Annotated in this window: 15 protein-coding genes and 2 pseudogenes; 8 read left to right on the top strand and 9 right to left on the bottom strand. The window is 44.9% G+C overall.

What is annotated here, in order from left to right; translation table 11 throughout:
• Window positions 1-86 precede the first annotated feature (86 nt).
• Entirely contained in the window at window positions 87-1,508 is a 1,422-nt protein-coding gene (pyk, locus tag IQ224_RS03780) for a pyruvate kinase (protein ID WP_002731777.1), read from the bottom strand.
• Window positions 1,509-1,719: 211 nt separating this feature from the next.
• Between pyk and bchM the strand changes: the two genes are divergently transcribed.
• The 5 genes from bchM to IQ224_RS03755 all read left to right on the top strand — a co-directional run bounded on the left by bchM (window position 1,720) and on the right by IQ224_RS03755 (window position 4,482).
• Entirely contained in the window at window positions 1,720-2,412 is a 693-nt protein-coding gene (bchM, locus tag IQ224_RS03775; protein WP_002743291.1) for a magnesium protoporphyrin IX methyltransferase, read from the top strand.
• Between the two features lie 3 nt (window positions 2,413-2,415).
• Window positions 2,416-3,183, top strand: coding sequence for a 3-methyl-2-oxobutanoate hydroxymethyltransferase (panB, locus tag IQ224_RS03770; RefSeq protein ID WP_002743296.1), 768 nt, complete (start codon window positions 2,416-2,418; stop codon window positions 3,181-3,183).
• Window positions 3,176-3,658: a peptide-methionine (S)-S-oxide reductase MsrA gene (msrA, locus tag IQ224_RS03765; RefSeq protein ID WP_002743297.1), complete on the top strand. Its 483-nt coding sequence runs from the start codon at window positions 3,176-3,178 to the stop codon at window positions 3,656-3,658. Before panB ends, msrA begins: the two co-directional genes overlap by 8 nt.
• Window positions 3,659-3,721: 63 nt before the next feature.
• A complete protein-coding gene (locus tag IQ224_RS03760) occupies window positions 3,722-4,030 on the top strand; it encodes a carbon dioxide-concentrating mechanism protein CcmK (protein ID WP_002782143.1) in 309 nt (102 codons plus the stop codon).
• Window positions 4,031-4,134: 104 nt separating this feature from the next.
• The gene (locus IQ224_RS03755; protein WP_002733188.1) at window positions 4,135-4,482 is read left to right on the top strand and encodes a carbon dioxide-concentrating mechanism protein CcmK; all 348 of its coding nucleotides are present in this window, start codon (window positions 4,135-4,137) and stop codon (window positions 4,480-4,482) included.
• A gap of 67 nt (window positions 4,483-4,549) precedes the next feature.
• Here IQ224_RS03755 and IQ224_RS03750 read toward each other — a convergent pair whose 3' ends face one another.
• From IQ224_RS03750 to IQ224_RS03730, 5 genes and pseudogenes are all read right to left on the bottom strand, one after another.
• A complete protein-coding gene (locus IQ224_RS03750) occupies window positions 4,550-4,795 on the bottom strand; it encodes a hypothetical protein (RefSeq protein ID WP_002792147.1) in 246 nt (81 codons plus the stop codon).
• Window positions 4,796-4,838: 43 nt separating this feature from the next.
• Window positions 4,839-4,973 (bottom strand): annotated as a pseudogene (locus tag IQ224_RS03745) (element excision factor XisH family protein); the annotation flags it as partial.
• A 4-nt stretch (window positions 4,974-4,977) separates the two neighbouring features.
• Entirely contained in the window at window positions 4,978-5,163 is a 186-nt protein-coding gene (locus tag IQ224_RS03740; RefSeq protein ID WP_002734259.1) for a hypothetical protein, read from the bottom strand.
• Window positions 5,139-5,276, bottom strand: a pseudogene (locus tag IQ224_RS03735) (ISL3 family transposase); the annotation flags it as partial. The pseudogene IQ224_RS03735 and the gene IQ224_RS03740, both read right to left, overlap by 25 nt.
• A 341-nt stretch (window positions 5,277-5,617) precedes the next feature.
• Window positions 5,618-6,817 (bottom strand): hypothetical protein, encoded by a 1,200-nt coding sequence (locus IQ224_RS03730; RefSeq protein ID WP_194032576.1) that lies wholly within the window; start codon window positions 6,815-6,817, stop codon window positions 5,618-5,620.
• Window positions 6,818-6,872: 55 nt separating this feature from the next.
• On the opposite strand from IQ224_RS03730, the gene IQ224_RS03725 reads away from it, so the two are divergent.
• The 3 genes from IQ224_RS03725 to IQ224_RS03715 all read left to right on the top strand — a co-directional run bounded on the left by IQ224_RS03725 (window position 6,873) and on the right by IQ224_RS03715 (window position 10,951).
• Window positions 6,873-7,580, top strand: coding sequence for a Crp/Fnr family transcriptional regulator (locus IQ224_RS03725; RefSeq protein WP_002743307.1), 708 nt, complete (start codon window positions 6,873-6,875; stop codon window positions 7,578-7,580).
• A gap of 152 nt (window positions 7,581-7,732) precedes the next feature.
• Window positions 7,733-8,071 (top strand): divalent-cation tolerance protein CutA, encoded by a 339-nt coding sequence (gene cutA / locus IQ224_RS03720; protein WP_002743309.1) that lies wholly within the window; start codon window positions 7,733-7,735, stop codon window positions 8,069-8,071.
• A gap of 174 nt (window positions 8,072-8,245) precedes the next feature.
• The gene (locus IQ224_RS03715) at window positions 8,246-10,951 is read left to right on the top strand and encodes a phycobilisome rod-core linker polypeptide (protein WP_194032575.1); all 2,706 of its coding nucleotides are present in this window, start codon (window positions 8,246-8,248) and stop codon (window positions 10,949-10,951) included.
• 293 nt (window positions 10,952-11,244) lie between these two features.
• Here the strand turns inward: IQ224_RS03715 and IQ224_RS03710 are convergent, their stop codons facing one another.
• The 3 genes from IQ224_RS03710 to IQ224_RS03700 are packed head-to-tail and all read right to left on the bottom strand — an operon-like array spanning window position 11,245 to window position 13,493.
• Window positions 11,245-11,547: a gamma-glutamyltransferase gene (locus IQ224_RS03710; RefSeq protein ID WP_002743314.1), complete on the bottom strand. Its 303-nt coding sequence runs from the start codon at window positions 11,545-11,547 to the stop codon at window positions 11,245-11,247.
• A 48-nt stretch (window positions 11,548-11,595) separates the two neighbouring features.
• Window positions 11,596-13,083 carry a class I SAM-dependent DNA methyltransferase gene (locus tag IQ224_RS03705; RefSeq protein ID WP_002743316.1) on the bottom strand — a complete coding sequence of 496 codons (1,488 nt, stop codon included), beginning with the start codon at window positions 13,081-13,083 and terminating at the stop codon, window positions 11,596-11,598.
• Window positions 13,084-13,121: 38 nt separating this feature from the next.
• The gene (locus IQ224_RS03700) at window positions 13,122-13,493 is read right to left on the bottom strand and encodes a hypothetical protein (protein ID WP_228036077.1); all 372 of its coding nucleotides are present in this window, start codon (window positions 13,491-13,493) and stop codon (window positions 13,122-13,124) included.
• Window positions 13,494-13,498: the final 5 nt, after the last annotated feature.

Raw genomic sequence — 13,498 nt, 5'->3', positions numbered from 1 at the left:
GGTGTGGGGTGTGGGGTGTGGGGAGAATAAATAGAAATAATCTCCTGTCTCCTGTCTTCTGTCTCCTGACTCCCGACTCCTAGAACTTAGGGAATCCTGTGAATTTTGAGGAAATTAGTGCCTTTAGTTTTCTGCATGGGAATTCCCGCCATAATCAGGATTTTATCGCCCGATTGGGCTAGATTTTTCTGAAGCAGAATTGATTCCGTTTGCTTTAACACATCCTCAAAGACGGACACCTGATGATCAAGAAGAATCGGGATCACACCCCAGACTAGATTGAGACGGTGATAGACTCGTTTGTTGGGAGTCATGGCAATCACAGGAACCGAGGGACGTTCCTTAGAAGCCAGTAGCGAAGTGTAGCCAGAGGTGGTAAAAGTGACAATATAACGGAGATTAAGGGTTTGATCGATCGCCACTAAAGCCTCACTGAGAGCGTGAGTTTCATCGGACTGATTGGGGGGAACATTATCAAACTTCACATCCGCTTCCACATCATGGGCGATTTTGGCCAACATAGCCACCGCTTTGACGGGAAAATCTCCCACTGCTGATTCCCCCGATAACATCACCGCGTCGGTTCCATCGATAATTGCATTAGCCACATCACTAGCCTCGGCCCGAGTCGGTCGGGGATTGTGAATCATGCTTTCTAACATTTGGGTGGCAGTGATGACGGGAATAGTTTTCATGTTGCAGAGTTTGATAATGCGTTTTTGCAACATGGGGACTTTTTCGGGACTTAATTCTACCCCCAAATCGCCCCGGGCCACCATAATTCCGTCACATTCCTCGATAATTGACTCCAAATTTTCGATCGCTTGCGGTTTTTCAATTTTAGCCATTACTGGCATATCCGCATGATTTCTCTCGGCTAAAAATGCCTTAATTGCCTTGATATCTTCTCCTTTACGAACAAAACTAAGGGAAACCCAATCAACCCCCTGAGAAAGACCAAATTCTAGGTCTTGTTTGTCTTTTTCGGTCATGGAAGGTAAGCGCAAATTGAGACGGGGTAGATTAACTCCCTTGCGACTTTTGAGAATTCCTCCCTCCAACACTTGACATTTTAGGTCTTTTCCGTTAATTTCAACGATTTTTAGCTCTAATAAGCCATCATCAAGGAGAATTTGCTCACCTAGCTCTGCTTCCTCGGCCAGATAGGGATAATCGATCGAAACGGTGTTCGCTTCTCCCCGATACTCATCCATGGGTACAAGGGTGAGATAATCGCCGTCGTTGATGGTAATCGAACCGTTGGGGAGATTACCAACGCGAATTTTTGGCCCTTGTAAATCTTGCAAGAGAGTGATAGGATTGTCTAATTCTTGAGAAATTTGCCGTAAAAGGCTAACAACTCTCGCATGATCCTCGTAGCTACCGTGGGAAAAGTTTAGCCGCGCTACATTCATCCCCGCACCGATCATTTCCTTGAGGACTTCCGGCGAATTACTGGCAGGGCCGATCGTGGCTACGATCTTAGTTCTATGGGTAATAATTGACATGGAACCCTTACTAATCGATCTTGGGACGATTACATGATATTCACTTTAGGTTAACTAACGGTGAAGCGGAAAACAAATTAAGCTTTTCCACAGAGTTGCAATCGCGGACGGTCCTCTCCTGAGCAGTCAGGAGTCAGCTATCAGCGGCAACGGTTGAGAGCTTTCACGGTACGATAAACTAATAACCATCTCCGCTCGTTTAGATTTCGTTATGACCAACACATTAGACGATAAAGCCATAGTCAAGGACTATTTTAACGCCACAGGATTCGATCGCTGGCGCCGGATTTATGGGGATGGCGAAGTTAACAAAGTACAAAAAGATATTCGCATCGGTCATCAACAGACGATCGATACCGTTATCGGTTGGTTAGAAAATGATGACAATTTACCCAATCTCTCGATCTGTGATGCTGGTTGTGGAGTCGGTAGTCTCAGTATTCCCCTCGCTAAAGCGGGCGCAACTATTTTCGCCAGTGATATTTCCGAGAAAATGGTGACAGAAGCCAAGGAAAGAGCAGCCAAAGAGTTAGCAGATACTGGTAAACTCACCTTTGCCGTTCAAGATTTAGAAGCATTAACCGGCCAATATCACACGGTCATCTGTCTTGATGTTCTCATTCACTATCCCACAGAAGAAGCATTGGGCATGATTAAACACCTGGGATCCCTAGCTCAATCCCGTTTAATCCTCAGTTTTGCCCCTAAAACCTGTTTATTAACCATTCTCAAGAAAATTGGTCAATTTTTCCCCGGTCCGAGTAAAACCACTCGCGCTTATCAACACAAGGAAAAAACTATTATCGCCGCTCTCAACGAAAATGGCTTTAAAATTGAACGGACGAGTATGACTAGCACTCGTTTCTATTTTTCCCGTATCCTTGAAGCTGTCCGCAGTGAATAAATAATGGCAGTCACCACCAGCAAATTAATCGAGTGGAAACAGCAAAAACGCGCGATTGTCACCCTCACAGCTTGGGATTATCCGATCGCGCGACTGCTCGATCGAGCAGGAATTGATATTATCTTGGTAGGTGATTCCTTAGCTATGACCGCTTTGGGCTATCCTACCACTTTACCGATCACCCTAGAGGCGATGATTCACCACGCGGCGGCCGTGTCTCGCGGGGTAAAACAAGCTTTAGTTGTCTGTGATTTGCCTTTTCTCAGCTATCAGGAAAGTGTCAGTCAGGCAATTCACTCCGCCGGAAGGATGTTAAAGGAAGCGGGAGTGCAAGGGGTAAAATTAGAGGGAGGTTATCCCGCTATGATCGAGACTATTAGCCGTTTAACCGAGATAGGCATCCCTGTTATGGGTCATATCGGATTAACTCCCCAGTCGGTGCATCGGTTAGGATACCGTCAGCAGGGAAAAACTCCATCGGAGGCACAAAGATTAATCGAGGAAGCTTTAGCCTTGGAGAAAGCGGGAGTATTTGCCCTGGTTTTGGAACATATTCCCGCCAATTTAGCCGCTACTATTACCGATAAATTGACTATCCCGACGATTGGTATCGGTGCGGGGGAAGATTGTGATGGTCAGGTGTTGGTAACGGCGGATATCCTAGGATTAACCGAAAAAGCTCCCCCTTTTGCCAAAGTTTATGCTAATTTAAGCGAAACAATTACAAAAGCAGTGGTAGAATTTGCCAAGGATGTGAGGATAAATGAATAGCGGCGAAAAAGCTACCTTTGGGGCCGGCTGTTTTTGGAAAACTGAGGACGCATTTCGGCGTTTATCGGGGGTTTTAGCCACTTCTGTGGGTTATATGGGAGGACATTTTCCCAATTCTAGTTATCTCGATGTGTTATCGCGAATTACCGGTCATGCGGAAGTGGCACAAATTGCCTATAATCCCCAAGAAATAAGCTACGAGGCGTTATTAGCCGTTTTTTGGTCAATCCATGATCCGACTCAGTTAAATCGCCAAGGACCGGACAGGGGAGAACAATATCGATCGATTATTTTCTATCACACCCCGGAACAAAAGTTAATCGCCACTGCTTCCAAGGGTCAACTACAACTATCGGCAAAGTTTCAGCAGGATATCGTTACTTTGATCGAACCCGCAGGAGATTATTATCTGGCCGATCAGTCCCATCAACAGTATTTGGAGAAAAAACAGGCTCGATCGGTCGAGGATTTCTAGAAGAAAATATCAAGACAGGATCGGGGTATAATGTAAAATTGCTTTCGCAGGAGATCAGAAAAAATGCCCGAGGCGGTCGGAGTCATTCAAACGTTGGGTTTTCCCCCCGTTTTAGCGGCGGCGGATGCCATGGTTAAAGGGGGACGAGTCACCCTAGTTTATTTTGATCTAGCGGAAAGGGGCGAATTTTTGGTGGCGATTCGCGGTCCGATTTCCGAGGTTAAACCGGCAGTAGAGGCCGGATTAGCGGCAGCGATGACCGCTTTTGGTGGTAATGTGGTCAGTCATTACATCGTACCGAATCCTCCAGAAAATGTACTGGCGGTTTTACCAGTGCAGCATACGGCTAAGTCGGACCGTTTTCGCAGTTAATTTCCCTAGCGATTAGCCCCAAACTAGACTATAGTTAAAGACTGGAAAATAGATTGGATTCTATCAATTAAACTTATCTGATTTTTGTTATTAGGAGTTAATTTATGACAGCCCAACCCGCGGTGGGATCGATCGAGACAAAAGGTTTCCCCGGTATTCTAGCGGCCGCCGATGCGATGGTAAAAGCAGGACGGATCACGATTGTTGGCTATTTAAGGGCAGGAAGCGCCCGTTTTACCCTCAATATTCGTGGGGATGTACAGGAGGTAAAAACCGCTATGGCTGCCGGCATTGAAGCCGTCAATAAAACCGAGGGGGCAGCTTTAGAAACCTGGGTAATTATTCCCCGTCCTCACGATAACGTGGTGGCTATTTTACCGATCGATTATAGCGAGGCAGTGGAACCTTTTCGTGCTGCTGCCGACGGTGCGATGGCACCGATTCGTCGTTAATCTTCAAGGTCAATTTTTTGTTACTGGTTGGAACTTGTCTAGTTCCAACTTAGTTTTTAGGGATGATTTAAGTTTTAGTCAGAAAACCGAATTTGATAATTGCTGCAACAGTTGCACCCATAACAGTGACTATCAAAGCCCATATTTGAGCCGTTGCCCTTTCTTTCAAGTCTTTGACATCTTCTTTGAGTTGGGAAACTTCGTCCTCTATTTTCGGTAATACTTCTAGTTTTGTTTCGATTCGCTCTAACCGATTGTCAAGTTTAGCGAGAATATCTTTTAAGTCAGTTTCAATGATAATAGGGTTGCTCATGGGGAGATTCTTCTTTTGGGGACTAGGGGGGATCAATTTGTGTTAACAGTTCCTCTGCTAGATCAATAAACAAGTCTTTTTTGCCAATTTTAAGACTTAAGGGATCATCGGTAACTATCCAGCCATCTTTGATTAGGGCGTGTTTTACACAATCATGGAAAATATCTTTGGCAGGCATTTTTTTATGGTTCGGCGATCGCGTTATTTAGCCAGTGACCAATAGTCTCGATTAGGTTGGGACGGATAGAGGGGAATTTTTCTGACTTGAAGCAACGTGCTAGTTGATTGATTCTTAAAAAATCAGTATCTTGAGTAAAAATCACGCGACCATTGGATAAAGCAAATTGCAATTGTATTTCATCGGACATTCAATTGTTTCATTTAAAAGAGCAAGCTTTAGGAAAATTGTCTGAGCAATTTTTTGATAATTGACCACTGTTACATTTGGTAAATCGAGGAGTTGATCAAAATTTATCCACATAACCCACCTCCTGTTCTGTTTTACTATTATATACCATGCTCACACAGAACCTAGAAGAGCCATGATTGGTTATCTGCTATGAATAATAAGCTGTCCGTGTATTTAAACTGCTTGTTGAGATGAGACAAGGGGCAATAGTAAAGGGATTGGGGGAGATTGTTGCTAATCTAAGGATAGGCGGTTAAAATGCGTCTTAGCTTATAATACCCAACTGGCAAAGCATTAAACCACCATCACTGCTACCGAATCACCAGCGCCTTTGTTGAGTATTCGACCCAATTACCCTAAAAATTCTATTCACCCCTAAATTCTGACTTTTAAATGAGGCTGAGGTCGATTTTTTAAGCATTATTGACCTTCTCCCCTCTAAGAGCCGAAAATAAACAGAGACGGCCCAAACCCAAGATTGTCGGTGAGAAGCTTTCCTGACTGGGGGCTTCTAGATGGCAGCCAGCAAATTCTTGCTGAATTTCTGTTAAGAAATAGGGCCAAATAGTCAAGAAAAAATTACCGCTAAAAATTATTTTATCGATATCTTTAAGACTTTTTTGCTGTTTTTCTAACAAATCATTAACTTTCTGTCTTAAATTATCTAGATATGGTGCAATCACCTTCTTATTTAAATCGGTGCGACTGACCGTCCAAGTATGACCGGCTAGAGAGGAGGTAAATTCGCTTTCTTCTTGCAGGATTAATTTGGTTAATCTAGCGGCTGCCAGTAAAGATTTTTTTAAGGGATTAGTATCGGTGAGATCGGAGGGAGAAAGCGGCAAAAAAGAACGCCAGAGAGGATAAATTAACTGAGAGAGTATGGCCTGTTCATAGGTGTTTTCCCCGTAGTTAAAATGGCTTAGAGCAATTGCTGGACGGGATAAAGAGCAAGTTTGCGGTGGGACTTCCAGCAGCGCTAAAGTGGTAGTCTCTCGTTTACCTTCGACAACAAGTAGGGTTTGGGGTTGGGGTTGGTCGCTAGTGGGAATATAGGCCAGAGCAGTAGCGATCGCTGTTTCCAGACTAGAGAGGCGATCGGGGGGTATTAGTTGCGCTGTGAGAAGGGCTTTTTTTAGGTCATCCGTGGGGGTTTCCCCGTCATCGGTAATAATAATAGCTTCTAATCGCTCTAGGGCTTCCCAGAGCCAAGAATCGGGGCTAAAATCCCGATTAGATAGCCAGCTAATTAGATATTCTTCCACCTGAGAGCAGGGTAAGAGATCGCTCGTTCCCGTTGCTAGACTCCAAGAAAGAGGATAAAAATCGATCAATCCTTGGCTTTCCCGAAAAAAGACGATTTTCACCCCTGGTGGTTGTACCTCCATTCCCAGGGACCAACGGACAACTTCAGGGGTTCGATCGGGGGATAATAAAGGAAAAAGAAGCGCTTTGGCCGATTCTAAATGTTGACGAGTGGCGATAATTGTCTCGGAAGTAACTTCTTGCGGGTTAACTAGAGATGAAATCACCTTGGCAAGAATCCGATCGATCTCGGTCAGTAGAGAGGAAAAATCCTGTTTATCGGTCACTAGATAAATAAAAATACCCACAACTGTCTATTGTAGAATCACTCACTTAAAACAAACAAAACTTAAATATTAAACTATGGAAGAAAAACGCTATCCTGCCGAAAAATCGGCAGAGATTCAAAAATTATTGGATACAGCCACCTTATTGGTCGGTTTACCCCCTGAAACCATCGATAAAGTTACTTCTCATGTTGTCACCCGCACTCATCCCCCTAATCGGGCGATTTTATTAGAAAATGATTGGGGGGGGTCAGTTTACTTTATTCTGGATGGTTGGGTGAAAATTCGTACTTACAATATGGATGGCAAAGAAGTCACCTTAAATATCCTCGGTAAAGGGGAAATAGTCGGAGAAATGGCCGCTTTAGAAGAATCTACCCGCTCCACCGATGCTATCACCTTAACCACGGCCACAATTAGCAGTATTCCCGCCCAAGATTTTGTTAATCTGCTCAAATCGGAGCCTTTAGCGGGAATTCGTCTTTCTCAGTTAATGGCCAAGCGTTTGCGTCAAGTTAACCGGCGTTTACGTTTGCGCGAGGCCGATAGTCTCTCCAGAGTCGCCGATACTTTACTCTTTTTAGCCGAAGGTCAAGGAGAAAAAAGCGGTCAGGGTGCGATAATTCCTAATTTACCTCACCGGGAATTGAGTGGTATTAGTGGACTGGCCCGGGAAACCGTGACCCGCTCCTTGACGAAATTGGAGAAAAAAGGCCTGATTCAACGACAGCAGGAATCTCTCTGTATTCCCGATCTGGCCGCTTTAGAAAAAGCGATCGCCTAAATTCAGTTATCAGTGATCAGGGATCAGTTACCAGTTATCATACTAAATCCGGTTATTAAAGACTGATTATCTATTCCTCCTATTGCCTGTTGCCTGTTGCCTTTTGCATGAGTGCCTATCTTCACTAGGAAATTTATTTTGCACGACTACTTATGACTGAAAAATTAACCGGTTTTGGAGTGGTGCTGGTGACAACGGCCAGCGAAACGGAAGCGGAACACCTAGCGATCGCCTTACTTAACGAGCGCCTGGCCGCTTGTGTCAGTATTTACCCGATTCGTTCCATTTATCGTTGGCAGGGACAGATTGAAAACGAGCGCGAATGGCAATTAGTGATTAAAACCGATTTAAAGCAGTTTGAGCAGTTATCGGCGAAGATACAGGAACTTCATAGCTATGCCGTCCCAGAAATCATCGCTTTACCGATTGTGGCGGGTTCTCAGACCTATTTAGACTGGTTAGCCTCCCATACCAGTGGGGTGTCAGAATAGACCAATCAGCAACTTTAGCGAAAAAAATCTATATAATTCTTAATAAACTATCTCAGGAAGCGCAAAAAGTTTTAATCTAGATGCTGATTAAATGTTTAAACATCTGGTTTTAAGACCGATCGCCTCCACGATTGGAGAACTCAGCACATCGTCAAGGGAGATAGTTAAAATCCAATGAGTCTTAAGGCAAGCGGTGGCAGCTCCTTAGCGCGTCCCCAACTCTATCAAACCGTCCCGGTATCTGCCATTACCCAAGCAGAACAACAAGACCGCTTTCTCGATAAACCCGAACTCAACGAACTGATCGCCTACTTCCAATCGGGGAGCAAGCGTTTAGATATTGCCCAAACGCTCACCCGGAACTCCGATCTGATTGTCTCGCGGGCAGCTAACCGGATTTTTACCGGTGGTTCACCCATGGCCTACCTAGAAAAACCCCCCGTGGAAGAATTGGCCCTGGTGGGTGCGGGTAAAATGATCAACGTCCAGGAAGGGATGAAATTAGGAACCGTTACCTACGCTGAAAGCGGGTCTGGTGGCGGTGGTGGTTTCCTTGGTGGTTTAAAAGGGATTTTCGCCTCTAGCGGCCCGATTCCCCCCGGATTCCGACCGATTAACGTCTCTCGTTACGGTCCGAGCAATATGCAGAAGTCCCTCCGGGATTTATCCTGGTTCCTGCGTTACATTACCTATGCGATCGTGGCTGGTGATACCAGTATCCTGATCGTTAATACCCGCGGTTTAAGGGAAGTTCTCGAAAATGCCTGTTCTATTGATGCCACCATCGTGGCCCTACAGGAAATGCGGGCCGCTTCGATCGAGTATTTCCAAAGAGACAAGGATGCGGTCACTTTAATCAGTGACTATTTCAATATCCTACTAGGGGAATTAAAAGCCCCCACCCCCTCTAATAAACTGCGTCAGCGTCCCAGTAGTGACCAACAGGGTTTAAGTCTTCCCCAAAGCTACTACAATGGTGCCGAAAAACGGCAAAAGTTTGTCATGAAAACCGGTTTATCGGAGTCGGAAAAATCTTCGATTATCAAGGCCGCCTACAGACAAATTTTTGAACGGGACATCACCCGCGCCTATAGTCAGTCCATTTCTGACCTAGAATCGAAGGTGAAAAACGGCGACATCTCCATGAAAGAATTCGTCCGTCGTCTCGGTAAATCGCCTCTCTATCGTAAACAGTTCTTTGAACCTTTTATCAATAGTCGCGCTCTAGAATTGGCTTTCCGTCATTTCCTCGGTCGCGGTCCTTCCTCCCGGGAAGAAGTGCAGAAATACTTCTCGATCGTCTCTAGCGGCGGTTTAGCGGCCTTAATCGATGCTTTAGTCGATTCTCAGGAGTATTCCGACTATTTCGGCGAAGAAACCGTTCCCTATCTCCGGGGTTTGGGTGCAGAAGCACAGGAATGTCGCAACTGGGGGATGCAGATCGACCTGTTTAACTACAGCGCACCTTTCCGCAAAGTTCCCCAATTTATCACCACCTTTGCTAAATACGATCGCCCCTTACCGGATCAGCACGTTTACGGTTCTGGAAATGATCCCCTAGAAATCCAATTTGGGGCAATTTTCCCGAAAGAAACCCGCGAACCTAGTTCTAGTCCCGCTCCCTTCAGTAAGGATACCAAACGTATCCTCATCCACCGCGGACCTGCCACTAATAACCAAAATAGCAACCCCGGCGCCCGAGGTGAATTCCCCGGTACTTTGGGACCGAAAGTTTTTCGTCTCAATAACGAGTTACCCGGTTCTAGCAATGGGGTAAGCGTTAAATTTGGCGAAAGTTCCACCCAAAGAGTGATTTTAGCGGCTTATCGTCAGGTTTTCGGTCGAATGCCCTACGAAGGTCAGCGTTTATCCGTGGCCGAGATTAAGTTAGAAAATGGCGATATTACTCTGCGCGAGTTTATCAAAACCCTAGCTAAATCCGAGACTTTCCGGAAAATCTACTGGACCCCTCTCTATGTGGTGAAAGCGATCGAATATATTCACCGTCGTCTGCTCGGTCGTCCCACCTACGGTCGTCAGGAAATGAATCAATACTTCGATATCTGCTCGAAAAAAGGCTTCTATGCTTTAATCGATGCCATTATCGATAGTGCTGAATATACGGAAGCTTTTGGCGAAGATACGGTTCCCTACGAGCGCTATCTAACTCCCCAAGGGATGCAGTTACGGATGGTGCGTTTGGGTAATCTCCGCGAAGATATCGGCCAAAGAGTTGATAAAGAGGAAACCCCGCGCTTTATTGAATTGGGTACACCTTCGGTCTCGATTCGCACTGAACCCGATATTCAATCCCGTGTCGGTCAAGGTGTCACGGTTCAACGGGAACAAACTAAGGTCTTTAAACTGTTAACTAATCTCGATAAAGTTGCCGTACAAAATACTGTTCGTGCTGCCTATCGTCAGATTTTTGAACGGGATCTCGAACCCTATATCATCAATGCCGAATTTACCGCTTTAGAGAGTAAATTAAGCAATGCTGAGATCACGGTGAAAGAGTTTATTGAGGGTTTAGGTGGTTCGGATCTTTACCTGAAAGAATTCTATGCTCCCTATCCGAATACGAAAGTAATTGAATTGGGAACCAAGCACTTCTTAGGTCGCGCTCCCTTGAATCAAAAGGAAATCCAGAAATATAACCAAATTCTGGCAACTCAGGGATTAAAGGCCTTTATTGGTGCCATGGTTAATAGCATGGAATACCTACAATTATTTGGTGAAGATACGGTTCCCTATCGTCGTTTCCCAACTCTACCGGCTGCTAATTTCCCCAATACGGAACGCTTATACAATAAGCTGACTAAACAGGATAGTGAACTGGTGGTTCCCAGTTTTAAACCAGTAGTTAAGGTCGGTGGCTAATTAGTCCTTGAAGTTAGTTAATTTAGCTCGTGTTTAACACGAGCTTTTTTTTAGTTTAGTATCCCAAAGCTAACCCATCGGACCGAGGTTCGCAATTTGCTGGATAATTTGACCCTTGCCAAAATGGGAGGAATCTGCGATCGCTACCTGATGGACTCTGGCGGTTAATACTGGGAATAATTCGGGGCTGCACCCCTTTCTAAAAGTACGCTATTTCTCCGTAAAAATCGCCATCTAGGGGCATCAAGGGCGGTTTGAGGATTGAAATGATGGTTAACCATGTTTACCGCCATTTATCGGGGGACTTGGGGGGCATCGGTGCGCCCATCAAAAGTGCCATCATCCCAACGGAGAAAACTGGGGATAATCAGGTTAAAAGGGCGTTTAGCGGGGATAATGGGGTTAGGATGACCGAATTCGAGGGTAAAACCACTAGCACGGTTATGTAGGGCGATTCCCGTCTGGGGGACTAAAATACCAATGGCAAAACCATCAAAATTGGATTGAAACTTTACAATACCAGAAAATCTCGATCGCTTGTGGCCAGATAGACGGTTCCCTTCTGGGGTTTTTGATAGAATTAATGGTGCGAACAAGTGTATTAATCGAGAATTTCTCACCTTCCCCCATGGAAGTTGGAAGCATTAAGTCTCGGTGACTTCTAAACTGTCCACAATTGTCCGAAAGCTTTCTAATCCAGCTTCGAGGTTTTCCATAATCTCCAAAGCCAGCACATCGGGGTCAGGCAGGTTGTCAAGGTCGGTTAAACTTTTATCTTTGAGCCAAAATATATCGAGGCTGGTTTTATCCCTGGCGATAATCTCATCATAGGTGAATTTTCGCCAACGTCCTTCGGGATTCTGTTCTGAATAGGTTTCGCTGCGTTGATGACGATTTTGGGGATGATAACAGGTGATGAAGTCCTGTAAATCGGCGGGTTTTAAGGGGTTTTTCTTGAGGGTAAAGTGAATATTGGTGCGAAAGTCATAAAACCAGATAGCTTTTGTCCAAGGATCTTTAGCGGCGGGTTTATTATCAAAAAAGATGACGTTGGCTTTCACTCCCTGTTTATAAAATACGCCGGTGGGTAATCTGAGGATAGTATGCAGGTCGGTGGTTGATAATAGTTGTTTGCGGACGGTTTCCCCGGCGCCACCCTCAAAAAGGACGTTATCGGGGACAACCACGGCAGCTTGTCCTCTGCTTTTGAGCATGGAACGAATATGCTGGACGAAGTTGAGTTGTTTATTAGAAGTGGTTGCCCAAAAATCCTGACGATTATAGGTTAAGTCTTCTCGGTCCTGTTCCCCGTCTTCATTAGTGAAAGTCAGGCTGCTTTTTTTGCCGAAAGGGGGATTAGCAAGGACATAATCGACGCTAAAGGGAGAAGGAGCAATCAGAGCATCGGTGGAGGCGATAAAGCATTGCTCATCGTTAATATCGCCGATATTATGCAGAAACATATTCATCAATGCCAGGCGTCTTGTATTGGCGACGATTTCATTACCGTGAAAGGTGCTTTTTTTGAGAAATTCTTTCTGTTCTCGGTCTAAGGGATAATTTTTGACCAAAAAGTTATAGGCTGCCAGAAAAAAGCCGCCGGTTCCACAGGCAGGGTCAGCAATAGTTGCCATGGGTTGGGGACGCAAGCATTCTACCATGGACCAAATCAAGGGCCGGGGGGTGAAGTATTGGCCGGCGCCGCTTTTGGTGTCTTCGGCGTTTTTTTCTAGAAGTCCTTCGTATATGTCGCCTTTGACATCCGTTTCCATCATCACCCAGTTTTCTTCATCTATCATGGTGATGATTTTGAGCAGTTTGGCAGGGTCTTGGATTTTGTTTTGAGCTTTGGTGAAGATTTGCCCTAATAAGCCTTTTTTTTGCCCTAATTCGCGTAATATGCCGAGGTAATGAGCTTCGAGGTCGGCCCCTCGTTTGCTCCGCAGACTTTGCCAGTCGTATGCAAAGGGGATGCCGATTTTGCGATTATAGGGCGGTTTGGCGTATTCATCAGCCATTTTCAGGAATAGGAGGTAGGTGAGTTGTTCAAGGTAGTCCCCATAACTGACCCCATCATCCCGCAGGGTGTTACAAAAACTCCAAACTTTTGACACAATTGAGGCGGTATTCATAACTATAATTTGTTTAATTTTTTGATGGACTATTATTTTTAGCTTTGCTCATTGGCAATCCACTGTTTTAGCTCATCTTCGTCAATTTCTTGGTTTGCTTCGATAAGAGTAATTAATTGACTGGGATTATCTAATTGGGGCAGTCTTTCTATAGCTAAAGCTTCGGCTGACAGGGTTTGAGGATTGTCTTCGAGGATGACAATAACTTCGACTTTTGCCCCTTGGGGAAGTTGGGGGGTGTCGATTTTTATTGTTCCATCGGATTGAACGAAGGTGGTTTGACGAATTGCTTGTGCCATTTCTGTACTATGATTTATGTGATTTTTTGATTGACTATAATTAGATTTTGCTACGAATATCAAAAGTTTTTGAATTGAGCATCCTATCAATCCCTCAATCATAGTTCTCATTTAAT

The organism is Microcystis sp. LEGE 00066, from assembly GCF_015207925.1.
Taxonomy (GTDB): domain Bacteria; phylum Cyanobacteriota; class Cyanobacteriia; order Cyanobacteriales; family Microcystaceae; genus Microcystis; species Microcystis ichthyoblabe_A.
The sequence above is the reverse complement of the archived record's forward strand: the minus strand, read 5'-3'. Positions and strand labels throughout refer to the sequence as shown.